24 protein-coding genes are annotated in these 26328 nt (G+C 69.8%); 12 read left to right on the top strand and 12 right to left on the bottom strand.

What is annotated here, in order from left to right:
• Nucleotides 1-21: 21 nt before the first annotated feature.
• From fliN to flhA, 3 genes are read left to right on the top strand one after another with little or no spacing between them, the layout of a single operon-like run.
• Nucleotides 22-321 (top strand): flagellar motor switch protein FliN, encoded by a 300-nt coding sequence (gene fliN / locus TSB10GB4_RS03215; protein WP_244293028.1) that lies wholly within the window; start codon nt 22-24, stop codon nt 319-321.
• 17 nt (nt 322-338) lie between these two features.
• Complete coding sequence (locus TSB10GB4_RS03210) at nt 339-1712, top strand: sigma-54 dependent transcriptional regulator (RefSeq protein WP_186394522.1); 1374 nt, start codon at nt 339-341, stop codon at nt 1710-1712.
• A 59-nt stretch (nt 1713-1771) separates the two neighbouring features.
• Nucleotides 1772-3970 (top strand): flagellar biosynthesis protein FlhA, encoded by a 2199-nt coding sequence (gene flhA / locus TSB10GB4_RS03205; protein WP_186394521.1) that lies wholly within the window; start codon nt 1772-1774, stop codon nt 3968-3970.
• A gap of 87 nt (nt 3971-4057) precedes the next feature.
• Here the strand turns inward: flhA and TSB10GB4_RS03200 are convergent, their stop codons facing one another.
• Together TSB10GB4_RS03200 and aguA are read right to left on the bottom strand one after the other, a co-directional pair.
• Nucleotides 4058-4387, bottom strand: coding sequence for a hypothetical protein (locus TSB10GB4_RS03200; protein ID WP_186394520.1), 330 nt, complete (start codon nt 4385-4387; stop codon nt 4058-4060).
• A 159-nt stretch (nt 4388-4546) separates the two neighbouring features.
• On the bottom strand, nt 4547-5644 hold the full coding sequence (gene aguA, locus TSB10GB4_RS03195) for an agmatine deiminase (RefSeq protein WP_186394519.1): 1098 nt from the start codon (nt 5642-5644) through the stop codon (nt 4547-4549).
• Between the two features lie 134 nt (nt 5645-5778).
• On the opposite strand from aguA, the gene TSB10GB4_RS03190 reads away from it, so the two are divergent.
• Entirely contained in the window at nt 5779-6402 is a 624-nt protein-coding gene (locus TSB10GB4_RS03190; protein WP_186394518.1) for a GNAT family N-acetyltransferase, read from the top strand.
• A gap of 21 nt (nt 6403-6423) precedes the next feature.
• On the opposite strand, the gene TSB10GB4_RS03185 is transcribed toward TSB10GB4_RS03190, so the two are convergent.
• Complete coding sequence (locus TSB10GB4_RS03185) at nt 6424-6897, bottom strand: YbaK/EbsC family protein (RefSeq protein WP_186394517.1); 474 nt, start codon at nt 6895-6897, stop codon at nt 6424-6426.
• A gap of 145 nt (nt 6898-7042) precedes the next feature.
• On the opposite strand from TSB10GB4_RS03185, the gene TSB10GB4_RS03180 reads away from it, so the two are divergent.
• Complete coding sequence (locus TSB10GB4_RS03180; protein ID WP_186387186.1) at nt 7043-7660, top strand: hypothetical protein; 618 nt, start codon at nt 7043-7045, stop codon at nt 7658-7660.
• Between the two features lie 65 nt (nt 7661-7725).
• Here TSB10GB4_RS03180 and TSB10GB4_RS03175 read toward each other — a convergent pair whose 3' ends face one another.
• Complete coding sequence (locus TSB10GB4_RS03175) at nt 7726-8637, bottom strand: metallophosphoesterase (protein WP_186394516.1); 912 nt, start codon at nt 8635-8637, stop codon at nt 7726-7728.
• Between the two features lie 471 nt (nt 8638-9108).
• Here TSB10GB4_RS03175 and TSB10GB4_RS03170 point away from each other — a divergent pair, with 471 nt between their 5' ends.
• Nucleotides 9109-9621 carry an NUDIX domain-containing protein gene (locus TSB10GB4_RS03170; protein ID WP_244296451.1) on the top strand — a complete coding sequence of 171 codons (513 nt, stop codon included), beginning with the start codon at nt 9109-9111 and terminating at the stop codon, nt 9619-9621.
• A 3-nt stretch (nt 9622-9624) separates the two neighbouring features.
• Here TSB10GB4_RS03170 and TSB10GB4_RS03165 read toward each other — a convergent pair whose 3' ends face one another.
• The gene (locus tag TSB10GB4_RS03165) at nt 9625-10602 is read right to left on the bottom strand and encodes a glutathione S-transferase family protein (protein WP_186394515.1); all 978 of its coding nucleotides are present in this window, start codon (nt 10600-10602) and stop codon (nt 9625-9627) included.
• 427 nt (nt 10603-11029) lie between these two features.
• On the opposite strand from TSB10GB4_RS03165, the gene TSB10GB4_RS03160 reads away from it, so the two are divergent.
• Entirely contained in the window at nt 11030-11566 is a 537-nt protein-coding gene (locus TSB10GB4_RS03160; RefSeq protein WP_186394514.1) for a GNAT family N-acetyltransferase, read from the top strand.
• Nucleotides 11567-11584: 18 nt separating this feature from the next.
• On the opposite strand, the gene TSB10GB4_RS03155 is transcribed toward TSB10GB4_RS03160, so the two are convergent.
• Genes TSB10GB4_RS03155 through TSB10GB4_RS03140 form a run of 4 tightly spaced genes read right to left on the bottom strand, consistent with a single transcriptional unit; the run spans nt 11585 to nt 18463 of the window.
• The gene (locus TSB10GB4_RS03155) at nt 11585-13660 is read right to left on the bottom strand and encodes a hypothetical protein (protein ID WP_186394513.1); all 2076 of its coding nucleotides are present in this window, start codon (nt 13658-13660) and stop codon (nt 11585-11587) included.
• Nucleotides 13661-13670: 10 nt separating this feature from the next.
• Entirely contained in the window at nt 13671-16499 is a 2829-nt protein-coding gene (locus TSB10GB4_RS03150) for a DUF4159 domain-containing protein (RefSeq protein ID WP_186394512.1), read from the bottom strand.
• Nucleotides 16496-17452, bottom strand: coding sequence for a DUF58 domain-containing protein (locus TSB10GB4_RS03145; RefSeq protein WP_186394511.1), 957 nt, complete (start codon nt 17450-17452; stop codon nt 16496-16498). Before TSB10GB4_RS03145 ends, TSB10GB4_RS03150 begins: the two co-directional genes overlap by 4 nt.
• A gap of 6 nt (nt 17453-17458) precedes the next feature.
• Nucleotides 17459-18463: a MoxR family ATPase gene (locus TSB10GB4_RS03140; protein WP_186394510.1), complete on the bottom strand. Its 1005-nt coding sequence runs from the start codon at nt 18461-18463 to the stop codon at nt 17459-17461.
• 202 nt (nt 18464-18665) lie between these two features.
• On the opposite strand from TSB10GB4_RS03140, the gene TSB10GB4_RS03135 reads away from it, so the two are divergent.
• Genes TSB10GB4_RS03135 through TSB10GB4_RS03120 form a run of 4 tightly spaced genes read left to right on the top strand, consistent with a single transcriptional unit; the run spans nt 18666 to nt 21485 of the window.
• A complete protein-coding gene (locus tag TSB10GB4_RS03135; protein WP_186394509.1) occupies nt 18666-19286 on the top strand; it encodes a DUF1285 domain-containing protein in 621 nt (206 codons plus the stop codon).
• 35 nt (nt 19287-19321) lie between these two features.
• Nucleotides 19322-19957, top strand: a complete 636-nt coding sequence (locus TSB10GB4_RS03130) for a CoA pyrophosphatase (RefSeq protein ID WP_371328849.1) — start codon at nt 19322-19324, stop codon at nt 19955-19957.
• Nucleotides 19957-20217 (top strand): DUF6111 family protein, encoded by a 261-nt coding sequence (locus TSB10GB4_RS03125; RefSeq protein ID WP_186387196.1) that lies wholly within the window; start codon nt 19957-19959, stop codon nt 20215-20217. Before TSB10GB4_RS03130 ends, TSB10GB4_RS03125 begins: the two co-directional genes overlap by 1 nt.
• 23 nt (nt 20218-20240) lie before the next feature.
• Nucleotides 20241-21485 carry a CCA tRNA nucleotidyltransferase gene (locus TSB10GB4_RS03120; protein WP_186394508.1) on the top strand — a complete coding sequence of 415 codons (1245 nt, stop codon included), beginning with the start codon at nt 20241-20243 and terminating at the stop codon, nt 21483-21485.
• A 6-nt stretch (nt 21486-21491) separates the two neighbouring features.
• Here TSB10GB4_RS03120 and TSB10GB4_RS03115 read toward each other — a convergent pair whose 3' ends face one another.
• The 3 genes from TSB10GB4_RS03115 to TSB10GB4_RS03105 form a co-directional block, all read right to left on the bottom strand.
• Nucleotides 21492-22613 (bottom strand): AAA family ATPase, encoded by a 1122-nt coding sequence (locus TSB10GB4_RS03115; protein ID WP_186394507.1) that lies wholly within the window; start codon nt 22611-22613, stop codon nt 21492-21494.
• Nucleotides 22614-22628: 15 nt separating this feature from the next.
• Nucleotides 22629-23576 carry an oxygen-dependent coproporphyrinogen oxidase gene (gene hemF / locus TSB10GB4_RS03110; protein WP_186394506.1) on the bottom strand — a complete coding sequence of 316 codons (948 nt, stop codon included), beginning with the start codon at nt 23574-23576 and terminating at the stop codon, nt 22629-22631.
• 69 nt (nt 23577-23645) lie between these two features.
• Nucleotides 23646-24137 carry a tRNA (cytidine(34)-2'-O)-methyltransferase gene (locus TSB10GB4_RS03105; RefSeq protein WP_186394505.1) on the bottom strand — a complete coding sequence of 164 codons (492 nt, stop codon included), beginning with the start codon at nt 24135-24137 and terminating at the stop codon, nt 23646-23648.
• Nucleotides 24138-24280: 143 nt separating this feature from the next.
• On the opposite strand from TSB10GB4_RS03105, the gene TSB10GB4_RS03100 reads away from it, so the two are divergent.
• Complete coding sequence (locus tag TSB10GB4_RS03100) at nt 24281-26143, top strand: ABC transporter ATP-binding protein (RefSeq protein WP_244296444.1); 1863 nt, start codon at nt 24281-24283, stop codon at nt 26141-26143.
• Nucleotides 26144-26328 lie beyond the last annotated feature (185 nt).

Genomic DNA, 26328 nt, shown 5'->3' with positions numbered 1-26328 from the left:
ACCGGTTTCCAGCTCGCCGACATGGAGGCGCAGGAACCCCATCGCGAGGTCGAGCGCGACCATTCGCAGGCGCGCAGCGCCGCCGACCTGGAAGCCGTGTTCGACGTGCCGGTGCAGATCTCGGCCGTGCTCGGCCATTCGCGCATGCATGTGTCGGAACTGCTGCGGCTGGCGCCGGGAACGGTGCTGAAGCTCGACCGCAAGGTCGGCGAGGCGATCGACATCTATGTCAATGACCGGCTGGTGGCGCGCGGCGAAGTCGTCCTCGTCGAGGACAAGCTCGGCGTCACCATGACGGAAATCATCAAGTCCGATCGCTGATCGGAAGGAGAAGACCCATGCGACTGTTGATCGTCGGCACGCTCGAAGGCCAGTTGATCACCGCCTCGAAGATCGCCATGGACCGCGGCGCCTCGGTCACCCATGCGGCGACGATCGAGGAGATGCTGAAGGTGCTGCGCGCCGGGCGCGGCGCCGATCTCGTGATGGCCGATGTCGGCCTCGACATTGCCGACCTGATCGAGCGGCTGGAGGGCGAACGCTTCCACCTGCCGGTGGTCGCCTGCGGCGTCAAGACGGACGCGAGCGCGGCGGTCGGGGCGATCCGCGCCGGCGCCAAGGAATATATCCCGCTGCCGCCGGACCCGGAGATGATCGCCGCCGTGCTGGCGGCGGTGGCGCGCGACCAGTCGAGCATCATCTATCGCGACCCGGCGATGGCCACCGTGGTGCGGCTCGCCGAGCAGATCGCCCCGTCCGACGCCTCGGTGCTGGTGACCGGCGAGAGCGGCTCGGGCAAGGAGGTGATCTCCCGCTACGTGCACGCCCGCTCGGCCCGCGCCAACCGCCCGTTCATCTCGATCAACTGCGCGGCGATCCCCGAGCAACTGCTGGAATCGGAGCTGTTCGGCCACGAGAAGGGCGCCTTCACCGGCGCCATCGCCCGGCGGATCGGCAAGTTCGAGGAGGCCAATGGCGGCACGCTGCTGCTCGACGAGATCTCCGAGATGGACGTGCGGCTGCAGGCCAAGCTCCTGCGCGCGATCCAGGAGCGGGTGATCGACCGGGTCGGCGGCGGCAAACCGGTGCCCGTCGACATCCGCATCATCGCCACCTCCAACCGCGACCTTGCCGAGGCGGTGCGCGCCGGCACGTTCCGCGAGGACTTGCTCTACCGGCTCAACGTCGTCAACCTGAAGCTGCCGCCGCTGCGCGAGCGGCCGACGGACATCATCGAGCTGGCCTCGCATTTCGTCGAGCGCTACGCCCGCGAGAACGGCGTGCCACGCCGGCAGATCTCGGAGGAGGCGCGGCGCATGCTGCTCGCCAATCCGTGGCCGGGCAATGTGCGCGAGCTGGAGAACACCATGCACCGGGCGGTGCTGCTGGCTATGGGCGAGGAGATCGACGTCGACGCCATCCGCATGCCGGACGGCAGCCCGATCGCCCGCGCCGCCAGCCCCGATGCGCGGCTCGCCGCCGATGTGGCGGCCACCGCCGAGGCGATCAGCCGGGCCCTGGTCGGACGCACCGTCGCCGATGTGGAGCGCGAACTGATCCTCGACACGCTGGACCATTGCCTGGGCAACCGCACCCATGCGGCGAAGATCCTCGGGATCTCCATCCGCACCCTGCGCAACAAGCTGAACCAGTATGCCGACGAGGGGGTCGATGTCCCCGGACCCGGCGAGGCGCGGATCGCCGTCGCCTGAGAGCGGAACGGGTCGGGTGACGGCCGGCTCCGGCCGGCGGGTGCGATGAAGGGCATGGCATGAGCGATGTGACGGTGAGCGGGGGCGAGGGCGCCCCGGGTCGTTCCCAGGGCGTGAGCCCGATCCCGGCGGCTTCGGGCGCGGCGGGGGGCGGCGGCGGCCTCCGCCTGCCGGCGGGCATGCCGACGCTGGCGGTGATGTGGGATACGGTCCGGCGCGGCGACATCGCCCTGGCGCTCGGCGTCATGATCATCCTGGTCGTGCTGATCCTGCCGATGCCGGCGATGATGCTCGACCTGTTCCTGGCGATCTCGATCATCTTCTCCGTGCTGATCCTGATGACCGGCCTGTTCATCCAGAAGCCGCTGGAATTCTCGTCCTTCCCGACGGTGCTGCTGATCGCCACCATGTTGCGGCTGGCGCTGAACCTTGCTTCCACCCGCCTGATCCTGGCCAATGGCCACGAGGGCACCCATGCCGCCGGCGAGGTCATCCAGGCCTTTGGCAACTTCGTGATGGGCGGCAATTTCGTCATCGGCCTGATCGTCTTCGCGATCCTGGTGATCGTGAACTTCGTCGTCATCACCAAGGGTTCGGGCCGTATCGCGGAAGTCGCGGCGCGCTTCACCCTCGACGCGATGCCGGGCAAGCAGATGGCGATCGACGCGGATCTGTCGGCCGGCCTGATCGACGAGGCGACCGCCCGCCGCCGCCGCCGCGAACTGGAGGACGAAAGCTCCTTCTTCGGCGCCATGGACGGCGCGTCGAAATTCGTGCGGGGCGATGCCATCGCCGGCCTGCTGATCACCTTCATCAATGTCATCGGCGGCATCATCATCGGCGTCGCGCAGATGGACCTCAGTTTTTCGCAGGCGGCCGCATCCTACACGCTGCTGACCGTCGGCGACGGCCTCGTCTCGCAGATCCCGGCGCTGATCGTCTCCACGGCGGCCGGCCTGCTGGTGTCCAAGGCGGGCGTCGCCGGCTCGGCCGACAAGGCGCTGGGCCAGCAGCTCTCCGGCTATCCGAAGGCGCTCGGCATGTCGTCCTTCGTGATGGTGACGCTGGCGATGCTGCCGGGCATCCCGATGCTGCCGTTCCTCAGCCTTGCCGGCCTTGCCGGCTACCTCGCCTATCGCTCCAGCAAGTCGCAGAAGGACGCGGCGGAGGAAGTGCGGGTCGCCGAGGTGGCGGCGGCCGCGCCGCCGCCGCCAAGCGAACCGCCGGTGACGGATTCGCTGAAGATGGACGAGCTGCGCATCGAACTCGGCTATGCCCTGCTGTCCCTGATCAACGGCCAGAGCGGGGAGGGCGACCAGCTCACCGAGCAGATCAAGGCGCTGCGCCGCCAGCTCGCCGCCGATCTCGGCTTCGTGATGCCGCCGGTGCGCATCCTCGACAACATCCAGCTCGGCGCCAACGACTATGTCATCAAGGTCAAGGAAGTGCCGGCGGGCAACGGCCAGCTCTTCCCGAGCCACTACATGGTGATGGACCCGAGCGGCGGCCAGGTGAAGCTGCCGGGCACCCATACGACGGAGCCGACCTTCGGCCTGCCGGCGACCTGGGTCGAGGGGCAGTATCGCGAGGACGCGGCGCTGCGCGGCTATACGGTGGTCGACCCGGCGACGGTGCTGGCAACGCACCTGACCGAGACGATCCGCGGCAATGTCTCCGAACTGCTGACCTATGCGGACGTGCAGAAGCTGCTGAAGGAAATCACCGGCGAGCAGGCGAAGCTGGTGGAGGACATCGTGCCGGGGCAGATCACCGTCTCCGGCATCCAGCGGGTGCTGCAGGCGCTGCTGGCCGAGCGGATCTCGATCCGCGATCTCGGCACGATCCTGGAAGGCATCGCCGAGGCGACCGGCTTCACCCGCAACCCGGCGACCATCGCCGAGCATGTGCGCTCGCGGCTGGCCCGGCAGATCACCGCCGCCAACCAGTCGCCCGGCGGCTACCTGCCCTTGATCGCGCTGACGCCGCAGTGGGAGCAGGCCTTCATCGAGGCGATCGTCGGCGAGGGCGAGGAACGCTCGCTGGCCATGGCGCCGTCGAAGCTGCAGGACTTCGTCCGCCTGGTGCGAGACGCCTTCGAACAGGCGGCGCAACTGGGCGAGGTGCCGGTGCTGCTGACCTCGCCGCAGACCCGGCCCTTCGTGCGCTCGATCGTCGAGCGGTTCCGCGCCCATACGACGGTGATGAGCCAGAACGAGGTGCATGCCCGCGCGAGGCTGAAGACGGTCGGAACGGTGTGACGATACGGCGGGCACCCGGAGCCCCGCGGGTGCCGAACACCGGTTTGCGAAACGAGGTGCCGAAACGAGGTGTGGGAGAACCGGCGCTCAGACCTTGATGTCGACGCCGTTGGTCTTTTGCTCCTCGATGGCGTCGAGGGCGCTGTCGATGGCCTCGCTCTGCTGTGCCAGCTTGGCCTGGGCTTCCTTCTTGACCCGGGCCGCGACGTTGTTGAACAGCATTTCCGTCGCGGTCTGGGTCTCGCTGATCCCGACGGCGAACAGGTTCGAGCTGATCGCGTTCTGCCGTTCGAGCGTCTCGCTGCGCTCGCGCTGCTTGGTTCTCCATTGCTGCATCTGCTGATAGGCCGACAGCTTCTTGGTGCTGCCGAAGCTGCTGCCGATCCTGCTGCCTGATGTCTTGCCGATGAGCGACATGGTGACGGAGTGCGATCCCTGATGCTGGGCCAAAGCCAGAGTTGCTGTGCCGAAAGACCTCTCCAGTGTCCCAGCCGGGGGTTAACAATTCCTTAGCGACGCGCTCTGCCGCGGCGGCAGCCTGTTGCGAAATGCAAGCGAACCGGCCGGCGGGGCGGGTCAGGCCGGCACCTGCTGGGTGATGCAGTGGATGTTGCCGCCGCCGAGCAGGATCTCGCGCCCCGGAACGCCGACGATCTCGCGGCCCGGAAACAGCTCGGCGAGGAGGGCGGCGGCCTCGCCGTCGTGCCGCTCGTCGAGCAGCGGGAACACCACCCGCGTGTTGGCGATGTAGAAATTGGCATAACTGCCGGCGAGCCGCTCGCCGGTCTGCCGCGACATGCCGGTATCGCCGGCGGCGATGCCGGCTGCTTCCTCCGCGCTCATATGCAGCGGGCCGGGCATCGGCAGGCGAACGACGCGCAAGCGGCGGCCGCGCGCGTCGACACAGGTGGAGAGCAGGTCGAGCGCCTCCGCCGAGCGCTGGTATTGCGGATCGCCCCTGTCGTTTGTCCAGGTGAGCGCGAGCGTGCCGGGCGCGCAGACATGCAGCAGGTTGTCGACATGACCGTCGGTCTCGTCGAGATGGACGCCGCGCGGCAGCCAGACGACGGCGGTGGCGCCGAGCCAGTCCTTCAGCCCCTGTTCGATCTCCGCCTTTGTCATCTGCGGATTGCGCCCCCTGGAGAGCAGGCATTCGGCGGTGGTGAAGATGGTGCCCTCGCCATCGACATGGATGGCGCCGCCCTCCAGCACGAAGGGCGCCCGGTAACACTCCACCCCTTCCACCTCGGCAATGCACGCGGCCATGGCATCGTCCCGGTCCCAGGGCGCATAGAGGCCGTTCGCCGCGCCGCCCCAGGCGTTGAAGCGCCAGTCGACCGCGCGGACCTCGCCGCCGGGGCCGGTCAGGAAGGTCGGGCCGATGTCGCGCATCCAGCAATCGTCGGAGGGAATGTCCAGAATGCGGATGCCGGCGGGCAGCAGCGCCTGCGCGCTGGCGCGCCCCTTGGCCGAGGAGACGGTGACGGTGACCGGCTCGCTGGCATGGATCGCGGCGGCAACGGCGGCGAAGGCGCGGCGCGCCGGGGCGGCGCCCTCGCGCCAGTTGTCGGGCCGCTCGGGCCAGGCCATCCAGCAGCCGGAATGGGGCTCGAACTCGCCGGGCATGCGGAAGCCGTCGGCGGCGGGGGTGGTGGCAAGGGGAGCCTGCGGCATCACGGGTCCTGTGCGGGCGGGGGCGTGGGCGAGCCTATCGCATGGCGCGCCGCAGGCCAACGCGGGACGCTTGATCGTTGCCGCCGGAGCGGGTACCTCAAGCCGTGTCGCATCGCATTGCGCAAGGAGCGAGAATGACGTCGTCGATCACTGTTGACCTTGCGGGCTATACCGACCTGCCGGCCGGCAAGGTCGCGACCATCGTCACCTATCTGGAGATGCGCGCCCGGCCGCTGGCGCGGCGGGCCGAGCGGCCCGACCTGTCGCTGGAGCGGATCGAGCGGCCCGACCCGGCCGAATATCGCGCCCTGTTCCGCCGGATCGGCGACGACTGGCTGTGGTTCGGCCGGCTGACGATGGGCGATCAGGATCTCGCCGCGGTGCTGACCCGGCCGGGATACGAGGTCTATTTCTGCCGCAAAGCGCGCGAGAGCGCGCCGGTCGGCCTGCTGGAACTCGACTTCACCGATCCGGCGGAGGTGGAGCTTGCCTATTTCGGCCTGGTGGCGGAGGAGATCGGCAACGGCGCCGGGCGCTGGCTGATGAACGAGGCGCTGTCGCAGGTGTGGTCGCGGCCGCAGACGCGGCGCCTGTTCGTCCATACCTGCACCGCCGACAGCCCGCAGGCGCTCGGCTTCTACCGGGCGAGCGGCTTCACGCCCTACAAGCGGGCGATCGAGATCGCCGATGACCCGCGCCTTGCCGGCGTGCTGCCGCGCGATGCGGCAGGCCATGTGCCGCTGATCGAGGGCGAGTGATCGAGGGCGGGTGCGGCCGGATCACGGCGTCATGCGGATGATGGGAGCGCCGGTCGCCCGCAAAAGATCCGACGCAGTTGTGGCAAACACCGCATTTGGTGCGCCCGCGGCCGCCCAGATGCCTTCGAATCGGGTAAGATCCTCGTCGAGATAGACCTTGACCGGTGCCAGATGGCCGATCGGGGCGACGCCGCCGATGGCAAAGCCGGTGCGTTCGCGCACGGTGCGTCCGTCGGCGCGGCCGAGCTCCTCGCCGATGCGCTGTGCGACGGCGGCTTCATCGACCCGGTTGGAGCCGCTGACCAGCAGCAGGACGATCTCGCCGCTGGATTTGCCGAGGAAGACGAGGGACTTGCAGATTTCAGAGACGGAGCAGCCGCAGGCCCTGGCCGCATCCTCCGCCGTGCGGGTGGAGGAGGGCATGTCGCGGATGTCGATGGTGAGGCCGGCCTCAGCGGCGGCCTGGCGAACGCGGTCGATACTGCTGATTGCCATGGAGAAGACTTAATCTCCGTTAACTATAAGTCGTTGTTTGTCCGTGGACGACTCGCGATGGACTGCCCACGATGCTGCGGTTAATGCCTGTCTATGGTACAGGTTTTATTAAGGGTTCGTTTACCTCGCTCGAATCGGAATCATGATGCCCAGAACGCGTGACAATGTCGTACCGCACGCCAAGGTGCGCAGCCTTCGGGAGGCCATCCGGAAGGTCAAGTTCGCCGAGGTCGAGCGCACCGATGTGGTGGTGGAGTTGCAGGAATCGGAGCGGGCCCGTCTGGAACTCCTCGCCGAGGAGCTGCAGGACGTCTTCAAGGAAGTGCCGGAGGACGACGACCAGTTCTCCTTCCAGATCGTGCCGGGCAACCTGCCGCGGCTGTGGATCGACATCACCAGCCACGTGGCGATGGGCCGCGACAAGCGCACCTATCGCTTCCTGAAGGACACGAGGCTCGGCCGCACCGTCATCCTGGAGACGACCGAGCTCGACGACATGGCCGACTGCATCACCGAATATATCGCCGAGCGGGTGCTGGAACGCGAGCGGGCGGTGGAAGGCGACTGGCTGAACAAGCGCCTGAAGGAGGCGCCGCGCACGACGCAGCCGGAGGCCGCCGTGCAGCCGCAGCCGGCCGCCCAGCCGGTCAGCGTGCCGACGGTGCGGGGCCTGTGGGGACCGTTCGCGGCCTTCGCCATCGGCATCCTGGTCGGCGTCGCGGCGCTGGTCGGCTATGCCTGGTTCGCCAATCCCCTGAACTGACTTTTCTTCACCAGAGACAGGCCGGCGGAAAAGCCGGTGCCCGGTGCCTGGGATGCGGCCTTGCGTCAGCCGGGGATCGTCAGTTCGTGGCTGGCAAGGCTGACGATCTCGGCCGGGTCGTGCTTGTGGGCATCGGCGTGGAGGCCGCGCTCCTCCATCCGGCAGTGCCAGGCGCCGGGGCTTCCCGAGATGGAAAAGAGATTGTAGCGGGCCGGCGGGCGCTTGTGGCCGGGAGCGTTGGAGGCCGAGGGCACGCCGATCACCGGGACGGGACCGTTCGGTCCCTCGATCTCGCTGCGGGTGGCAAGGTGGGTGTGGCCGTGCAGCACCAGCTCGCAGCCGGAGCGCTTGACGGCGGCGCGCACGCGCGAGGCATCGGTGAGGCGCTTGTTCCAGGCGGTGGCGCCGCGCTGCGGGGGATGGTGGATCAGCAGCACGCGGAAGGCGCCTTCCTCGCCGAGCCGGCCGAGCTCGTCGCGCAGGCGGCGGGACTGGCCGCTGCCGAGCCGGCCGGTGGCGAACCACGGGCCGCTGGCTCTTGCGCTGGATACGCCGACAAGGGCGATGCCGCCGCGGCGGCGGAGGAAGGGAAAGCCGGGCTCGGCCGGCGGGTCGCCGATCATATAGGGGCCCCAGGCATGCACCGCGCGGCGCAGGGCGCCGGGCACATAGGCGTCGTGATTGCCGGGCACCACGGTCAGCTCTTCCGGCAGGCCGAGCGCGTCGAGCCAGTGGCGGGCCGCCGAAATCTCCAGGTCGAGCGCGATGTTGACGAGGTCGCCGGTGACGGCGATGTGGTCGGGGGCCTGCTGGCGGACATCGTCGAGCAGCAGGTCGAGCCAGGTCGCCGTCATCGACCGGGCGCGCGAGCGGTGCCAGTTGAGATAGCCGAGCACCCGCTTTGACACGAGATCGCGAAGCCGGGCATCGGGCAGGGGACCCAGATGCGGGTCGGAGAGATGGGCGAGGCGGAACATGCGCCCACATCAGGAACAGGAGGGCGAGCGGTCAAGCAAAAAGCGCCGCGGAGGATCCGGGCGCTTCCATCCGTCCCTTGCGGACGGTGCTCACAAAGGCTCCGCGGCGGCGCGATGCGCGCCCTGCCGGGAGGCCTGTCAGTTGCTGCTGAACGTGGTCAGCACCGCGGCGATGCGCGGGTTGGTCAGGTCGACTGCCGGGCGCCAAACGAAACGGCGACGGGCGAAGGCCGGGAACAGGGCCGAGAACATGGATCTCTCCTTCGAGACGGCGGCTTGGAGACGGGCTGGGTCCGGCGCTCGGGTCTTGAGCTCTTGTCCGGGTGCCGCTCCTTCGGCCGCGATGGCACACTCGTCGAAGTCGGTCCCGCGAACAAGCGCGATTCGGGCAGTGCTCCCATGCGGGAGGCGCATGGTGGGTTAAGGGAAATTAGCCATATTCCGCCGGTGGAGCGGGCTGTGGAGCGGGCCATGGAGCGGGGAGTGGAGCGATGGGAAAAGGGCGGTGAGGTGACGCGAAGCCTGCCGGGCATGACGGCGCTCAGACGGCTGGTGCTGGCCGCCACCCGCTATCAGCGGGCGATGACGCTCGGCGTGCGCGTTGCGGCAACCGACGCCGAAGGCCGGCTGCTGCTGGTGCGCCACAGCTATCTTGCCGGCTGGTATCTGCCCGGCGGGGCGGTGGATGTCGGCGAGACGCTGGCCGAGGCGGCGCTGCGCGAGTTGCGCGAGGAGACCGGCGTGAGCGGCGGCGCGCCGGTGCTGTTTGCCGTCTATCACAACCGGCGCAACCATATCCGCGACCATGTCGCGCTCTACCGCGTCGCCGTCGCCGAGGTGCCGGAGGCGGCCTTCACGCCCACGCGCGAGATCCGCGAGGCGGGGTTCTTCGCGCCGCAGGCCCTGCCGCCGGACACCAGCCCGGCGACGCTGAGGCGGATCGCGGAGCTTGCCGGAGACAGCCCGCCATCACCCTTCTGGTAGGCGTCACGCCTTCGGGAGCGCGTCGCGGCCATGCGGGCGCTCGAGGTCCAGCACCGGGCCGAGCGGCACGATGCCGGTCGGATTGATGGTGCCGTGCGAGCCGTAATAGTGCTGCTTGATGGTGGCGAAGTCGCAGGTGCCGGCGACGCCCGGATGCTGGTAGAGCTCGCGCAGAAAGCCGGAGAGCGCCGGATAGTCGGCAATGCGGCGGATGTTGCACTTGAAATGGCCGACATAGACCGGATCGAAGCGCAAAAGCGTGGTGAACAGCCGCCAGTCCGCCTCCGTCAGCCGGCCGCCGACGAGATAGCGCTGGCGCGACAGGCGGTCCTCCAGCCAGTCGAGCGCGGCGAAGAGGGTCGTCACCGCCTCCTCATAGGCCTCCTGCGTGGTGGCGAAGCCGGCCTTGTAGACGCCGTTGTTGACCTCGTCATAGACGCGGGCGTTGACCGCCTCGATCTCCTCGCGCAGGTCTTGCGGGAAGAAGTCGAGCCCGCTGTCGACGCCCGGCAGGTCGTCGAAGGCGGAATTGAACATGCGGATGATCTCCGCCGATTCGTTCGAGACGATGGTCTGCGTCTTGCGGTCCCACAGGATCGGCACGGTGGCGCGGCCGGTGTAGTGCGGATCGGCCTTCACATAGACCTGCCAGGCGGCCTGTGCGCCGGTCTCCGCTTCGGCTTCCGCGAAGGTCCAGCCGTTTTCCAGCATCAGGGGCTCGACCGCGGCGAGCGAGATCGTGTCCTCCAGCCGCTTGAGCCGGCGGAAGATCAGCGTGCGGTGCGCCCAGGGACAGGCGAAGGAGACGATGAGGTGGTAGCGGCCGCTTTCGGCGGCAAAGCCGCCTTTGCCGCTGGGGCCTGGGGCGCCGTCGCGGGTGATCCAGTTGCGGAAGGAGGACTCCTTGCGCTCGAACCGGCCGCCGGTCGACCCGGTATCGTACCACACGTCCTTCCAACTTCCGTCCACCAGCATGCCCATGTCGCGTGTCCTTCCCGTCCGATTTTGTTTGCGTCCTTGTGCTTCAGATGGGGCCATGCGGTCAGGCTTCAACGTCGCGAATGGACCGTTCACCCTGAGTAGACGATGCGGGCGGGGCGCAAAAGCGCTTTACGCACCGCATATTGCATGATACCGACGCGCTCCTGTCGTGGCACCCTCCCGAGTGCGGGGCGCGGGCCGGACGGACACAGCTTGCGGCTTGCCCCAGAACGACAGGCCGCACGCCAGAGCAGGATGCGATGCACAGGATCGAACGGCAGCGACGACGAGACTTGCGACGAGGCCAGCCCTCGCGCGTCGTCACACGTGTGCCTTGAGATCCGGTTAGAGCGTTGGGCATGACCCGGCGGAGCGGATCGAAGGCGCAAGGTTCCGCCTGACCGTCCCGACTTTCCGAGATCCGATCATGCTTGCACTGTCCTGGCTTATCCGGAACGAACTTCCGTCCGACCTCCCCGCCATTCTCGATCTGCAGGCCGAGGCCTTCGGTCCCGGCCGCTTCGCCAAGACGGCCTTCCGTCTGCGCGAGGGAGTGGAGCATGACCGGCGGCTCAGCTTCGTCGGCATGAGCGGCGATGTCTTTGCCGGCTCGGTGTGGCTGACGCCGATCACCATCGGCGAGGAGCCCTCGCAACTGCTCGGTCCGCTGGCAGTGGCGCCGGCCTTCAAGAATCAGGGGCTCGGCCGGCTGCTGGTCAACCAGGCGCTGAAGACCGCCCGGGCGCTGGGCGAGAAGACCGTGCTGCTGGTGGGCGATGCGCCCTATTACGGGCCGCTCGGCTTCGCGCCGGTGCCGCCGGGGCGGATCATCCTGCCGGGACCGGTGGACCCGGCGCGGCTGCTGGTCGCCAATCTGGCGCCGGACAGCGCCTTGCCGGCGGGCAAGGTGCGCGGCGGCCGCGATGCGCGGTTCGCGATCTGCACCGATCCGGTCGAGGCGTGATGCCCCGCGAGGGCGGCCTCAGCGCCCCTCGCGATACCACAGGAACGACAGGCCGCCGAGCAGCAGCGCCAGGCCCAGCAGGCCGTGGAACAGCGGGTAGCGGTCGATGCCGCGCAGGAGGCTGGCCTCGGTGGTGCGGAAGCCGATCCAGCCGTCGCCGGCAAAGCTGGTGGCGCGGCGCATCGGCACGACGCGCGGAACGATGACGCCGCCATCCGCCCCGGCAAGGCGGCGGACGCTGCCGCCGGTCGCTGCGGCGATGGGGGCGAGGGGCCCGGTCGTCGACAGGACGTCGGTGAACTCGCGCGGGTTCGGCGGGCCGACATGGACGAGCGCCTTGCGGGTGCCGTCATCGACCGAATAAAGCCCGAGATCCGGCGCCGGAGCGGTGGTGCGCCACAGGCCGGGCGAGACTTCCGTCGGAGCGAGGGTGCGCGTCTCGCCGTCCGGCAGGGTCAGCGTCAGGCTGCCGACGGCCTCGCCGATGGTCTGGCGCTCGGCGACGACCTCCGTGCCGCGGGCGGTGAGGCGCAGGGCCTCCTCCTCCAGGTCCGGCTCCTTCATCAGCCAGTGGGCGAGACGGCGCAGCAGGTCGACATGCGGGCCGCCGCCCTCATAGCCGCGCGCCCACAGCCAGACATGGTCCGACAGCAGCACGGCGACGCGGCCCTCGCCCTCGCGGCTGAGCACCAGGAGCGGCTTGTCGTCGACGCCGGTCATCAAGGTTTCGCCGTTGCGCACGCTGGCATCGACCAGACGGAACCAGCGGCTCCAGGCCGGCGGCTCGGTGGTCGAGCCGGGCAGGGCGCGGGTCACCGGGTGGCGGGAGCCGATATCGGAGATGCCGGCATGGAACGGCTCCTCGTAGATCATGCCGCTGGGCTCGGCCGGCAGCACCGGCGCCAGCGGCGTGCGGTAGAGGCTGCCGGCTTCCGCATAGTCGGGACCGCCGGCGACCAGCACGGCGCCGCCATCGCGCACATAGCGGGCGATGTTGTCGAAATACAGCAGGGGCAGCACGCCGCGCTGCTCGTAGCGGTCGAAGATGATCAGGTCGAACTCGTCGATCTTCACCGAGAACAATTCGCGCGTCGGGAAGGCGATCAGCGACAACTGGTTGATCGGCGTGCCGTCCTGCTTGTCGGGCGGGCGCAGGATGGTGAAGTGGACGAGATCGACGGAGGCGTCGGACTTCAGCAGGTTGCGCCAGGTGCGCTCGCCCGCATGCGGGCTGCCGGAGACGAGCAGGACGCGCAGGTTCTCGCGGATGCCCTCGATGGTGACGACGACGCGGTTGTTGATGTCGGTGAGTTCGCCGTCGAGCGCCTCGGCGGAGAATTCGAAGATGTTGTTGCCGCCATGGGCGATGGTGACCGGAATGTCGATGCTGGCACCGGGCTGGGCCATCTGCTGCGACACGACCTCGCCGTCGCGGCGCACCACGATCGGCACCCGGTCACTGGCGCTGTGGCCGTGATCCTGGAGCTGCAGGGTGACAGTCTGCTGCGAGCCGACCAGCGCGAAGCGCGGCGCGCGGGCAATGGCAAGGCGGCGGTCGACCTCGTCGGCGCGCCCTGTGATCAGCGCATGCAGCGGTGCGTTGAAGCCGAGGTCGGCGGTGCGGGCGGGAATGTCGTGAACCTGGCCGTCGGTGATCATCACCGCGCCGCCGATGCGGTCGGGCGGCACGTCGGAGATGCTGTCGGCAAGGGCAGAGAACAGGGCGGTGCCGTCGGCGGTGGCGCCGTCGCCGCGGCCGGCGCGGACGATGCGCAACTCGTAGCCGGACAGACCGGCAAAGCGCTGTTCCAGCGCTGTCAGCGCCTGTGCCGTGACGCTGGCGCGGTCGGCGAGGCGCTGGCTCTGGCTTTCGTCGACGATGACGGAGACGACGCTGGAGAGCGCCTCGCGGTCCTCGCGCTCGAGCGCCGGGCCGGCGAGCGCGACGAGCAGCAGCGCCATGGCGAGCGCCCGCAAGGGCCAGGCCGGCAGGCGCAGCACCAGGGCGCCGATGACCAGCAGCACGGCCACGACTGTGGCGGCGGCGAGCAGCCAGAGCGGCACGAGCGGGGCAAAGGAGAGGGACCAGATCACAGGTTCGCTCCTATTGTCCGAGCCGTTCCAGCAGCGCCGGAACATGCACCTGGTCGGCCTTGTAGTTGCCGGTCAGGGCGTACATGACGATGTTGACGCCGGAGCGATAGGCATATTCGCGCTGCATGGCGTCGTTGGGCACGGTGGGGAAGAGGGGATTGCCCGCCTCATCCACCGCCCAGGCGGCGGCGAAGTCGTTGCCGGTGATCAGCAGCGGCGAGACGCCGTCGCCGGCGCGCACCGGCCGGTCGGCGCTGTTCTGCGCGTCCGTCGCCTCGACCCAGAGCGGTCCGTCGGCATAGCGGCCGGGGAAGGTCTCCAGCAGGTAGAAGGCCTTGGTCAGCACATGATCGGCCGGCACCGGCTCCAGCGGCGGGATGTCGAGCCCGTCGAGAACCTGGCGCAGGCGCAGCACCGCCGGCGAGGTGCCGAAGCCGGAAATGCCGGCGGCGAGCTGGTCGGCGGTGTCGAACAGGATGGTGCCGCCGTTGCGCATATAGGCATCGATCCGGGCCAGGGCGTCGGAGGAGGGCACGGGCGTGTCCTCGGTGATCGGCCAGTAGAGGATCGGGAAGAAGGCGAGCTCGTCGCGGGCGATGTCGACGCCGACGGGGGCTTCCGGCTCCAGCGCGGTGCGGCTGGCGAGATAGCGGCTGAGGCCGAGGAGGCCCTGGCGGCTGGTGACGTCGCGGTCCGGCTGGCCGGTGACCACATAGGCAAGGCGGGTGTCGAGCGTTGCCTCCAGCGCGGCGAGGTCGTCGGAGGTCTCCTGCGCGAGGGAGGCATGCGGCAGCGCCGCGGCGGCAAGGCCGGCGAGAAGCAGGACGGTCGCGCCGCGCGCCAGCCGGGCCCGCAGGCCGTTGCGGTCGCCGCGCAGCGCCATCATCGCAATCGCATCGGCGAAGAGCAGCAGGAGGGCGGCGAGGAACAGCAGCGGCCGCAGGTCGGTCGCCTCGGAGGTCGGATAGGTCACCACGCGCGCCGAGCCGCCCAGGCCGGCGAGATCGAGCGGCAGGACCTGCCCCGGCGCGGTGAAGAGGTTGATGGCGCGGAAGGCGTCGTCGCTGCCGTAAAGCCCCGGCGGATGGCGCCGGGAGGCGGCGACCTCGCCGCCCCGCGCCGAGATCGGCAGGGCGGAGGCGGGCGGCGGGCCGAGACGGCCGAACCCGTCGAGCACGCGCACGGGCGGCAGCAGCACCTCGGCCGGCTCCTGCAGCCTGCCGCCGGCCGCCGTGCCGGCGCCGTTTTCGGCACGCGAGCCGGAGGCCGAGGAGACGGCGACGATGCGCCGGAGCATGGAGACGAAGGCGCCGGAGAGCGGCAGGTTCGACCAAGCGGTGTCGGCGGTGACATGGAAGAGGACGAGGGTGCCGCGCCCGCGCGCGGCGGCGGTGACGAGCGGCGTGCCGTCGGCGAGCGAGGCCCAGGTGCGGTCGGAGAGATCCGGGCCGGGCTCGGCCAGCACCTGCCGGTTGACGGTGACGTCGGCGGGAACAGGGAGGCGGGCGAAGGGCGAGCCTTCGGAGAAATTCGCCAGCGGCTGCGGCTGCTCCCAGGAGAGGCTGCCGCCGAGCGTCCTGTCGCCGGCGCGCAGGGAGGTCGGCACCAGATCATCGGTGCCGCCGGCCATGCGCGGACCGGCGAAGCGCAGCAGCACGCCGCCCTGCTCGACCCAGGCGGCGACGCTGGCCTGCGCCTCCTCCGGCAGGCGGCCGACATCGGCGAGGATGATGACCGAGACGCCCTGCTCGATCAGGTCCGGCAGGGCCACGGCGAGGTTTTCCTCGCGCGGGCGGCGCAGCTCGGCAAAGGGCGAGAGCGCCCGTTCCAGATAGTAGAGCGGCGACAGCAGCGGCTGCGCCTGATCGGCGGAGGCGCCGGAGACGAGGCCGACGGTGCGGCGCTGCCAGCGGTCGTCGAGAAGCTGGACGCCGGCGGCGCTGTCCTCGCCGACCAGCTCCAGCCGGGCGACGTCGTTGCGCAGTTCGACCGGGAAATCGAACTCGGCCGAGCCGCTCACCCCGTCCTCGCCGAAGCGGGCCACCGTCTCGCCGAGGGTGAGGCCGCGCATGTCGAGGGCGCGGATGGTGCGAGGCGCGGAGGAGGGTGCATCGGCGAGCACGGAGACGGTCAGCGCCTCGATGTCGTTGCGGGCATCTGCCAGGACAGTGGGGCGGCCGAGCCCGGTCATGACGGTCAGTTCGGTATCGCCGACAAGGGCGCGAAGACCCTCGATGAAGCGCGGCGTGCCGGCGTCAGCGGCGTCCTCGGCGAGCCAGACGACGGCGCCGGGGCGGGTCTCCTGCGCCGCCGCGGTCAGGCCGGGGGTCAGTTCGCCGCGATTGACCGGCCAGGGGCGGGGCTCCAGCACGCGCAGCCGCTCCAGCGCGACGCGGGCGTTCTGCGGCACCAGGGGTTGGTCGGCGCCCTCCGCCGTGGCGGCGAGCAGCACCGGGCGGCCGCTGTCGGCGGCGGTCTCGATCAGCCGTTCGGCGCCGCGCTGGCGGGTCTGCCAGCCGGCCGAGGAGGCCCAGCCATTGTCAAGAAGGATCCATAACGGGCCGCGGCCGGAGGGCGCTTCGGCGAGCGGACGCCAGATCGGCCCGGCCAGCGCGAGAATGATCGCAGCCGCCAGCAGCAGGCGCAGCAGGGTCAGCCACCAGGGACTGTTGTCGGGCGTCTCCTCGCGCTTGTCGATGTCGGCGAGCAGGCGTGCGGGCGGGAAGGCGACGCGGCGCGGGCTCGGCGGGATCAGCCGCAGCAGCCACCAGATCACCGGCAGCAGCAGCAGGGCGGCGAGCATCAGCGGCGCGGTGAAGCCGAGGGGGAGGAAGGTCATTGGCCGGCGCCTCCCGGTCCGTTGAGCGGCAGGCCGCTGAGCCGGCTATGCAGCAGCAGCATCGGCTCGGAGGCCGGGCGATCCGTATGATGCAGGACGAAGGTCCAGCCGGCACGGCGGGCGGCGTCCGACAGCGCCTGGCGATGCGCCTCCAGCCGGTCGCGATAGGCGCGGCGCCACTGCTCCGCCTTGCCGCTGGTGAGCTTGAAGCCGGTCTCCGGATCGCGGAACTCGGTGCGGCCGGTGAAGGGAAAGGTCTCCTCGATCGGGTCGAGCACCATGACCACATGGGCGCGGGCGCCGGTGGCGGCGACCTTGCGCATCCAGGCCAGCGTCTCCTCGACGGGATCGAGCAGGTCGCCGATCAGCACCACTTCCGAAAAACGGCGGATGTCCTCCGTCGGCGGCAGGCTCACGGGATCGGCCAGGTGGCCGAGCGTGTCGGCGATGCGCTCGGCCGCATGGCGGTCGGCGGAGGGCCGGCGCAGGCCGGGCAGGCCGATGCGCTCGCCGGTCTCGGCGAGAAGGTCAGCCAGCGCCAGCAGCAGCACCAGGGCGCGGTCGCGCTTCAGGACCTGCGACAGATGCGAGCGAAAGCCCATGGACGGCGACAGATCCGCCCAGAGCCAGACGGTATGGGCGGCCTCCCATTCGCGCTCGCGGACATAGAGATGGTCGTCGCGGGCCGAGCGGCGCCAGTCGATGCGCTTGACCGGCTCGCCGGCATTGAAGGGGCGGAACTGCCAGAAATTCTCGCCGGTGCCGGCGCGGCGGCGACCATGCCAGCCGGCATTGATCGTCATCGCCACCTGGCGGGCCTCGACCAGGAGGTCGGGCAGGGCCTCGGCGAGCGCGCGGGCGCCGGCGACGACCTGCGGCCAGGCGGCTCCCTGATGATCGTCCAGGGCCGGGGACCCCGGCGAGGACAGGCCGAAACGCCCGAGGCGGCTCATCGGGCGCTATCCGATCCGGCTCTTGATGCGGCCGATCACCCCGCGAATGGTCTGGCCGTCCGCCCGCGCGCCGAAGGTCAGCGCCATGCGGTGCTGCAGCACCGGCTCGGCCAGGGCCAGCACGTCGTCCACCGACGGCGCGAGCCGCCCGTCGACGAGGGCACGGGCGCGGACGGTGAGCATCAAGGCCTGGCTGGCGCGCGGTCCGGGGCCCCAGGCGATCTGGCTGGTGATCTCGTCGTCGCTCTCGCCGGGACGGGCGGAGCGGACGAGCTCGAGGATCGCCTCGACGACACTCTCGCCGACCGGCATGCGGCGCACGAGCTGCTGGCAGGCGGCAAGGTCCTGCGCCGTCATCACCGCGCTTGCCTGCGCGTCCTGGGCGCCGGTCGTCTCCATCAGGATGCGCCGTTCCGCCTCGCGGTCGGGATAATGCACGTCGATCTGCATCACGAAGCGGTCGAGCTGCGCCTCGGGCAGGGGATAGGTGCCCTCCTGCTCCAGCGGGTTCTGGGTCGCCAATACATGGAAGGGGCGCGGCAGATCGTAGCTCTGGCCGGCGACGGTGACCTGGTATTCCTGCATCGCCTGCAGCAGGGCCGACTGGGTGCGCGGGCTGGCGCGGTTGATCTCGTCGGCCATCAGGACCTGCGAGAAGATCGGCCCCTTGATGAAGCGGAAGGCACGGCTGCCGTCGCGACCCTGGTCCATCACCTCGGCGCCGAGAATGTCGGAGGGCATCAGGTCGGGGGTGAACTGGATGCGGCGGGCGTCGAGGCCGAGCACCGTGCCGAGGGTTTCCACCAGCTTGGTCTTGGCAAGGCCGGGGACGCCGACCAGCAGGCCGTGGCCGCCAGCCAGAAGCGTCACCAGCGCGCGCTCCACCACGCTTTCCTGGCCGAAGATGATGCGGGAGATCTCCGTCCGGGCGGCGGTGATCGTCTCCATCGCCGCTTCCGCGTCGCGGGCGACCCGTTCGTGATCAACTTCCGGTGAAGTGACGGCACTCATGGTCGAATTATCCTTCCTGATCGCGCGGCGGTTCCAGCATCACCCGAAACGCCCGAGTCGGCCAGCGGTTGCCATCGGCCGCCTCGCCGTTGCAGTCTTCCGCGGGGACTGGCCCGAGACTCACGCCGGCACGGCAATGGTAACCCATGTCATGACAGGGTATGGGCCAAATGATGGCGACGACAATGGGAACGCGACAGCGATGACGCAGGGACAGGCCATGGATGGGGCCAAAATGCCCGCCGGACTGGCCGATCTCGTCGCCCGCGCCGGCAAGACGCGGGGCACGCCGCCGGTCGAGCGATGGAACCCGCCGTTCTGCGGCGACATCGACATGCGGATCGCCGGCGACGGCCGCTGGTACTACATGGGCTCGCCGATCAACCGCGAGGCGTTGGTGCGCCTGTTCGCCTCGGTGCTGCGGCGGGACGAGGACGGGCGCCACTATCTGGTGACGCCGGTCGAGCGGGTGGGCATTACCGTCGAGGATGCGCCGTTCCTGGCGGTGGAGATGCATGCACAAGGCGAGGGCCGCGAGCAGCGGCTGACCCTGCGCACCAATGTCGGCGACGTGGTGACGGCGGATGCCAGCCATCCGCTTCGCTTTGAACGGGAAACTGGCACGGACGGACTTAAACCCTATATCAGGGTACGAGGCGCGCTGGATGCGCTGCTGGCGCGGCCGCTGCTCTACCAGCTTGCCGAGCTTTTCGAGGAACAGGACATGGGTGGCCGCTCCATGCTCGGCGTATGGAGCGGGGGCGTCTTCTTTCCGGCGGTTGCGGCCGGCGAGACGGATATGGAAACGGGCGGGGCAGGGTGAGCCTGGAGATCGAGCAGGATCGCGCGGAGCGGATGATGAAGGGGGCGGCCGCCGTGATCGATTCGGCGGAAGCCTTTGCCGAGCAGGCGCGGCTGCGCCTGGCGCTGGCCGCGATGGACGAGGTCGGCGACCACATCCTCAATCCGGACATGGGACCCTTCGCCTTCGCCAAGCGGCCGCCGCGCGATGCGGCGGTGCTGATCCCGGTGGTGGACCGGCCGGCCGGGGCCTCCGTCATCCTCACTCAGCGCACCGACCATCTGACCAGCCATGCCGGGCAGATCTCGCTGCCGGGCGGCAAGATCGACCCCGAGGACGAGGGGCCGGTCAGCGCGGCGCTGCGCGAGGCACGCGAGGAGATCGGCCTGTCGCCGCGCGCGGTGCAGCCGGTCGGCGTGCTGCCGACCTATCTCACCGGCTCCGGCTACCGGGTCGCGCCGGTGATCGGCGTGGTCTCGCCGAGGGCGCGGATCGTCGCCAACCCGGACGAGGTGGCCGATGTCTTCGAGGTGCCGCTGCGGTTCCTGATGGACGATGCCAATCACCGCCGGCAGTCCCGGATCTTCGCCGGAAAGCCCCGCTATTTCTACGCCATGCCCTATGGCGAACGCTACATCTGGGGCGTTACCGCCGGGATCCTCCGGCTTCTCTATGACACGGTGTGCCGCTGATGTTGCGTATCATTCTCACCCAGCTCCTGCTGTTCTCGCTGCCCTTCATCGGATTTGCGATCTGGCTGTTCATCAACAAGAAGGCACAGACCTCGGAGAACTGGCGCAAGGGGCCGATGCTGTGGCTGGTGATCGCCGGCGGCGCGCTGGTGATTGCCGGGCTGGTGACGCTGACCCTGCGCGAGGGCCTGCCGGAGGGGCAGACCTACCGCCCGGCGGAGATGCGCGACGGCCAGTTCATCCCCGGCCGCTACGAATAGCGGAGCCTCGCGTGGAGGGGCGCATGAGCGAGCGGATCAAGGCCGACTGGCTGGGCGAACCGGCCCTGCAGGCCGTGTTCGACGCGCTCGAACAGGGCGGCGAGACGGCACGCGTCGTCGGCGGGGCGGTGCGCAACACGCTGTTCGGCCTGGCCGTCAGCGACATCGACATCGCCACCACGGCGGAACCTGCCACCGTCATCCGGCGGGTCGAGGCGGCCGGACTGAAGGCGGTGCCGACCGGCGTCGACCACGGCACGGTGACGGTGGTCAGCGATGGCCGCGCCTTCGAGGTCACCACCCTGCGCGAGGATGTGGAGACGCATGGCCGCCATGCCACCGTGCGTTTCGGCCGCGACTGGCGACATGACGCGGAGCGGCGCGACTTCACCATGAACGCGCTCTATGCAGGACGCGACGGGACGCTGTTCGATCCGGTCGGCGGCCTGGCCGACCTTCACGCCCGGCGGGTGCGCTTCATCGGCGATGCGGAGCGGCGCATCCGCGAGGACTATCTGCGCATCCTGCGCTTCTTCCGCTTCCATGCCCAATATGGCGAGGGCGCGCCCGACGCCGAGGGGCTTGCCGCCGTGACCCGGCTGAAGGACGGCCTTGCGGGGCTTTCGGCCGAGCGGATCGGCGCGGAGATGCGCAAGCTCGTCGCCGCCCGCGGCGCGGTCGCGACGCTGGAGGCGATGGCGGCAAGCGGCGTGATGCCGCAGGTGTTGGTGCCGCGCGCCGGGCTCGGCCCGTTCCGGGCCCTGCGGGCGCTCGATGCCCTTGCCGCCAACACGCGCGCGCCGGCGCTGGCGCTCGCCGCGCTCAGCGAGGGCGGCGAGGCGGAGCTGGATGCGCTGGCCGACCGGCTGCGGCTCTCCAATGCGGAGCGGCGGCGGATGAAGGCGGCGCGGTTGGCTGCCGACATGGCGCGCGCAAAGCCGTGGAGCGACGATCCCGAGGCGGTGCGTCTCGCCGCGCTGGAGCTGCTCTATCGCCATGGCCGCGAGGCGGCGACCGATGGCGTGCTGCTGGCCGCCGCCGAGGCGGGACGTGCTGCGGACGACGCGGGGCTGCGGGCGTTGCTGGAGGCGGTGAGGGGGCTCGACATTCCGGTGCTGCCGGTCTCCGGCCGCGACATGACCAGGGCCGGCCTCGCGCCGGGGCCGAAGGTCGGCGAGGGATTGCGCCTCGCCGAGAGCCGCTGGATCGACAGCGGTTTTTCCCTCGACCGGGCGACGCTGCTGGCCGAGGTCGCCGGGACGGCTTGATGCCCTTCAGTCCTCATCGGCGAATTCGCCGGTGATCTTCAACCCTTCGATGCCGGTCGCCCCTTCGGTCTTCACGATCGTGCGTGGTACGGCGCCGGCCTCGCGCGCCAGCGCATCGGCGAAGTCCTGCGAATGGGTGACGATCCAGACCTGTGTGCGCTCGCAAGCCCGCGCCACGACCCGGGCGAGCGGGGCCAGCAGCTCCGGATGCAGGCTTGCCTCCGGCTCGTTCAGCGCGACGAAGGCCGGCAGCCGGTAGGCGAGCAGCGCGCCGGCGAGCGCCAGATAGTTGAGCGTGCCGTCGGAGAGCTCGCGGGCCGAGAAGTCGCGCGGCATGTCGGCAAAGCGCAGCGACAGACGGGCGGTGCCCTCAGCCACCTCGACCCGCAGGCGCGCGCCGGGAAAGGCGTCATTGATGGCGGCCTCCATGTCGCGGGCATCGCCCCGCACCAGGGTGAGCGTCGCCAGGACGGCGGCAAGGTCCGCCCCGTCGGAGGACAGGGTCGGCGTCGTCAGCGCAAGGGCGGGCTGGCGCAGCGGCGAGGCCTCGTCGGTGCGAAAGCCATGGTAGAAACGCCAGTCGGCAAAGGTGCGGCGGACGATGTCGAGCTCGGGAAAGCGGGCACCGTCGCGAAAGGCGCCGAGTGCGGTTTCAGACCCCAGCAATTCGTTGTCGTAGGTCAGCCGCGTGCCGTCGGCCGCGCGCAGCCAGGCCGTGGGGCCGCCGCGCTGCATCAAGGTGACCTCGCGCCGACCGGCGGCGAGCGTCAGGCTCTCCTCCTTGACCAGCGGCTCCAGCGGCAGGGCCGCGTCGGTGATGTTGTTCGGCAGGCCGACCTCGATGGAATAGGTCATGTCGCCGAGCCGGGCCTTGAGGATCAGCCGCACCGGGGCGCCGCGCTTGCGACCGCCGGCCCACAAGACGCTCTCGACGCCGCCTTCCTCGGCGATGGCGCGGGTGATGCGGCCGAAGGCGGCCTGCTGCAGCAGCGAGAGAGCGCGGTAGAGGTTGGTCTTGCCGGTGCCGTTGCGGCCGACGAAGACGTTGAGCGCGCCGACCGGCATATGCAGCGCGCGCAGGGAGCGATAGCCGGTGACGGAGAGGGATGTCAGCGGCGGCAGGGACATGGGATCAGCCTCGCCTCACGGCCATTTCACCACTGGCGGCATCGACGACAGGATCGAGGCGACGTTGCCGCCGGTCCTCAGCCCGAAGATCGTGCCGCGGTCGTAGAGCAGGTTGTACTCGACGTAACGGCCGCGGCGGATGAGTTGTTCCTCGCGCTCGGCCTCGCTCCACGGCGTGCGGTAGTTGGCGCGCACCAGCTTCGGGTAGATGTCGAGAAAGGCGAGGCCGACGTCCCGGGTGAAGGCGAAATCGGCCTCCCAGTCGCCGGAGTTGAGATAGTCGTAGAAGATGCCGCCGATGCCGCGCGCCTCGTTGCGGTGCTTGAGGAAGAAATACTCGTCGCACCAGGCCTTGTAGCGGGGATAGTCGGCGACCGCATGGGGCTCGCAGGCGCCTCGCATCGCCGCGTGGAAGGCGCGCGTGTCGGCATCCTCCTGGGTGCGGCGGGCCTCCAGCACCGGCGTCAGGTCGGCGCCGCCGCCGAACCACTGGCGGGTGGTGACGACCATGCGGGTGTTCATGTGCACGGCCGGCACATGCGGATTGTGCATGTGGGCGATCAGCGAGATGCCGGAGGCCCAGAAGCGCGGATCCTCCGAAGCGCCGGGGATCTGGCCGCGGAACTCCGGCGAGAACTCGCCGTGGACGGTGGAGACGTGAACGCCGACCTTCTCGAAGACGCGGCCCTTCATCATCGACATGACACCGCCGCCGCCCTTTGCCCCGGTCGAATCGGTGCGCTCCCATGGCGTGCGCTCGAAGCGGCCGGCCGGCAGGGCCGCGAGGTCGCCGGGCAGGGCAGCCTGTTCGGCGGCCTCGTCCTCGATCGCCTCGAAGGCGGCGCAGATGCGGTCGCGCAGGCTCTGGAACCAGGCTTCGGCGCGCAGCTTCTTGTCGTCGATGCCACCGGGAACCGGGCCGCCGCGCGTCTCGCCCCTGTCGTCCGTCGTCGCTGCGCTCATTCCTGCAGTCCTCCCCCTATGCGTGCCCGCGCGCCTGATTGGCCTTCTGCCCCGGCTTCATGGCAGAACTCATCCGCCGGTGGAAGGGGACGCGTCCCCCGGACGGGGAAAGGCGCCAGTCTGCCGCAGGGCCTCGCCCAGCACCATGGCCGCCGCGACGGCGACATTGAGCGAGCGCAGGCCGGCGACCATCGGCACGGTGAGTCGGGCATCGGCGCGGGCGTGAACCTCTTGCGGAACGCCGGAGGATTCGCGGCCGAGCATGAGAATGTCGGACGCCTCGAAGGCGTGATCGAGATAGGAGGTCGCCCCGGAGGTGGTCAGCAGCACCAGCCGGCGGCCTTCTTCCGCGCGCCAGGCCTCGAAGGTGGACATGTCGACATGGCGGACCAGGGCGGCGCGCTCCAGATAGTCCATGCCGGCGCGGCGCAGCGCGTGATCGGACAGGGGAAAGCCGGCCGGCTCGATCACATGCACGGTCACGCCGAGGCAGGCACTGAGCCGCAGGATCGTGCCGGTGTTTTGCGGAATGTCGGGCTGGAAGAGCGCAAGGTCGGGCATGGCAGGCGCGGTCCGGGTCTGGAAGCGGGCTTGGAAGCGGGGCAGGGTGTCCCATATGCAGGTGCGGGCGGCGCATGCATCCCCTCAGCGCCCCTTCTTGCCCGCAGCCCACCCTTCCGGCAACAGCAAAGGACCCGCGTCCCGTGATCGAAAGACTGCTTGCCTGGTTCGAAGGGCGCCTCGATCCGCTGGCGCCGCTGCCCGACCGCCCGGTGCCGCGCACCGCCTTCGGCTATCTGTGGTTCTTCGTCTCGCAGGCGCGGCTGACCTTTCTGGCGATGCTGGTGCTCGGCGGCCTCACCGCCCTGATCGAGGCGGCGCTCTATGTTTTCGTCGGCGACCTGGTCGACAGGATGCAGGCCGGGACGCGGACGGAGTTTCTCGCCGAGCACGGGACGGTTCTGATCCTGATGGCGCTGACCGTGCTGCTGCTGCGCCCGCTCATTGCGACGCTGAATGCGCTGGTGGAAGAGCAGATCGTGGTGCCGGGCTTCTTCAACCTGGTGCGGATGCAGGGTCACGCGCAGGTGGTGGGCAAGTCGCTGGCCTATTTCCAGGACGAGTTCGCGGGGCGCATCTCGCAGAAGGTCTGGCAGTCGGGACAGGCGGCGGGCGACTTCATGGTCAGCCTGCTGCAGGTGACCTGGTTCATCGTCGTCTTCGCGGTGTCGACACTGGCGCTGGTGACCGCGCTCGATCCGTGGTTCGGCCTCGTCGTGGGGCTGTGGCTCGCCGGCTTTGCCGGGCTGGCTTTCCTTTATGTGCCGCGCATCCGCCGGACCGCGAAGGACAGCGCCCATGCCTCGTCCGGCGTGACCGGGCGCTTCGTCGACACCTATGGCAATATCCAGACGATCAAGCTGTTCAGCGACACGCAGCGCGAGGGGATCGGCACCCGCGAGAGCTACGAGACGTTCCTCGCCGCGATCCGCCGCTTCACCCGCACGCTGACGGCGGTGCGCTGGCAGATGAGCGTGCTGTCGGGCGTGATGATCACCGCGATCGGCGGGCTGGCGGTGTTCGCCTGGGAGGCGGGCCGGGTGACCACCGGCGACGTGGCGCTGGTGCTCGGCCTGGTGCTGCGGCTCAACGTGCTGCTCGGCCGGCTGCTCGGCCAGCTCAACGGGCTGTTCCGGGCGCTGGGCACGCTGCAGGACAGCGCCGAGACGATCACCCGTCCGGTGACGGTGACCGACCGGCCGGGGGCGCCGGCGCTCGCCGTGTCCAAGGGAGAGATCGCGTTCGAGGGCGTGCGATTCCACTATGGCAAGACGGGCGGGGTGATCGAGGACCTGACGACGACGATCCGTCCGGGCGAGCGGGTGGGGCTGGTCGGCCGCTCGGGGGCGGGCAAGTCGACGCTGGTGAACCTGCTGTTGCGCTTCTACGACCTGGAGAGCGGCCGCATCCTGATCGACGGGCAGGACATTGCCGCGGTGACGCAGGCAAGCCTCAGGTCGCAGATCGGCATGGTGACGCAGGACACGGCGCTGCTGCACCGCTCGATCCGCGAGAATATCGCGCTCGGCCGGGAGGATACGGGCGAGGCGGCGATCCGCGAGGCGGCGCGGCGGGCGCATGCGCTCGAGTTCATCGAGGCGCTGGCCGACAGCCGCGGCCGCACCGGCTTCGAGGCGAGGGTCGGCGAGCGCGGCGTGAAATTGTCCGGCGGCCAGCGCCAGCGCATCGCCATTGCGCGGGTGCTCTTGAAGAACGCGCCGATCCTGGTGCTGGACGAGGCGACCTCGGCGCTCGATTCGGAGGTCGAGGCGGCGATCCAGGAAAGCCTGAACGAGCTGATGGCCGGAAAGACGGTGATCGCCATCGCCCACCGACTGTCGACCATCGCGGCGATGGACCGGCTGATCGTGCTGGACGAGGGGCGGATTGCCGAGGAAGGGCGGCATGATGAACTGGTGGAGCGCGGCGGGCTCTATGCCGAGCTATGGGCGCGCCAGTCCGGCGGCTTCATCGCCGCCGATGGCGAGGCGGAAGCGGTGGGGTAAGGCGCGCTTCTGCTGAGCAACGCGAGGCCGTTGCCCCGCGCGGGCCGAGGTCAGCGCGAGAACGTTGCCCCGCGCTGGCGGAGCCGGCGCGAGAACGTTGCATGAACGCAACAGTCGCATGGCTTCAATCCTTCGGGTTCGAATTGAGCCTTTGCAACCGCCGGTCATCGTGTATGGTCACCGCA

The organism is Stappia sp. TSB10GB4, from assembly GCF_900185745.1.
Lineage (GTDB): Bacteria > Pseudomonadota > Alphaproteobacteria > Rhizobiales > Stappiaceae > Stappia.
The sequence above is the reverse complement of the archived record's forward strand: the minus strand, read 5'-3'. Positions and strand labels throughout refer to the sequence as shown.

Excerpts from the sequence above, each read along its gene's own strand:
- aguA (WP_186394519.1), bottom strand. The coding sequence starts at position 5,644 with ATGCCGCAGGCTCCCCTTGCCACCACCCCCGCCGCCGACGGCTTCCGC.
- TSB10GB4_RS03175 (WP_186394516.1), bottom strand. The coding sequence starts at position 8,637 with ATGTTCCGCCTCGCCCATCTCTCCGACCCGCATCTGGGTCCCCTGCCC.
- TSB10GB4_RS03200 (WP_186394520.1), bottom strand. The coding sequence starts at position 4,387 with ATGTCGCTCATCGGCAAGACATCAGGCAGCAGGATCGGCAGCAGCTTC.
- TSB10GB4_RS03140 (WP_186394510.1), bottom strand. The coding sequence starts at position 18,463 with ATGAGTGCCGTCACTTCACCGGAAGTTGATCACGAACGGGTCGCCCGC.
- hemF (WP_186394506.1), bottom strand. The coding sequence starts at position 23,576 with ATGAGCGCAGCGACGACGGACGACAGGGGCGAGACGCGCGGCGGCCCG.
- TSB10GB4_RS03210 (WP_186394522.1), top strand. The coding sequence starts at position 339 with ATGCGACTGTTGATCGTCGGCACGCTCGAAGGCCAGTTGATCACCGCC.
- TSB10GB4_RS03105 (WP_186394505.1), bottom strand. The coding sequence starts at position 24,137 with ATGCCCGACCTTGCGCTCTTCCAGCCCGACATTCCGCAAAACACCGGC.
- TSB10GB4_RS03115 (WP_186394507.1), bottom strand. The coding sequence starts at position 22,613 with ATGTCCCTGCCGCCGCTGACATCCCTCTCCGTCACCGGCTATCGCTCC.
- TSB10GB4_RS03125 (WP_186387196.1), top strand. The coding sequence starts at position 19,957 with ATGTTGCGTATCATTCTCACCCAGCTCCTGCTGTTCTCGCTGCCCTTC.
- TSB10GB4_RS03165 (WP_186394515.1), bottom strand. The coding sequence starts at position 10,602 with ATGGGCATGCTGGTGGACGGAAGTTGGAAGGACGTGTGGTACGATACC.
- fliN (WP_244293028.1), top strand. The coding sequence starts at position 22 with ATGGAGGCGCAGGAACCCCATCGCGAGGTCGAGCGCGACCATTCGCAG.
- TSB10GB4_RS03180 (WP_186387186.1), top strand. The coding sequence starts at position 7,043 with ATGCCCAGAACGCGTGACAATGTCGTACCGCACGCCAAGGTGCGCAGC.
- TSB10GB4_RS03150 (WP_186394512.1), bottom strand. The coding sequence starts at position 16,499 with ATGACCTTCCTCCCCCTCGGCTTCACCGCGCCGCTGATGCTCGCCGCC.
- TSB10GB4_RS03130 (WP_371328849.1), top strand. The coding sequence starts at position 19,322 with ATGAAGGGGGCGGCCGCCGTGATCGATTCGGCGGAAGCCTTTGCCGAG.
- TSB10GB4_RS03120 (WP_186394508.1), top strand. The coding sequence starts at position 20,241 with ATGAGCGAGCGGATCAAGGCCGACTGGCTGGGCGAACCGGCCCTGCAG.
- TSB10GB4_RS03190 (WP_186394518.1), top strand. The coding sequence starts at position 5,779 with ATGACGTCGTCGATCACTGTTGACCTTGCGGGCTATACCGACCTGCCG.
- TSB10GB4_RS03170 (WP_244296451.1), top strand. The coding sequence starts at position 9,109 with ATGGAGCGGGGAGTGGAGCGATGGGAAAAGGGCGGTGAGGTGACGCGA.
- TSB10GB4_RS03135 (WP_186394509.1), top strand. The coding sequence starts at position 18,666 with ATGACGCAGGGACAGGCCATGGATGGGGCCAAAATGCCCGCCGGACTG.
- TSB10GB4_RS03185 (WP_186394517.1), bottom strand. The coding sequence starts at position 6,897 with ATGGCAATCAGCAGTATCGACCGCGTTCGCCAGGCCGCCGCTGAGGCC.
- TSB10GB4_RS03160 (WP_186394514.1), top strand. The coding sequence starts at position 11,030 with ATGCTTGCACTGTCCTGGCTTATCCGGAACGAACTTCCGTCCGACCTC.
- flhA (WP_186394521.1), top strand. The coding sequence starts at position 1,772 with ATGAGCGATGTGACGGTGAGCGGGGGCGAGGGCGCCCCGGGTCGTTCC.
- TSB10GB4_RS03145 (WP_186394511.1), bottom strand. The coding sequence starts at position 17,452 with ATGAGCCGCCTCGGGCGTTTCGGCCTGTCCTCGCCGGGGTCCCCGGCC.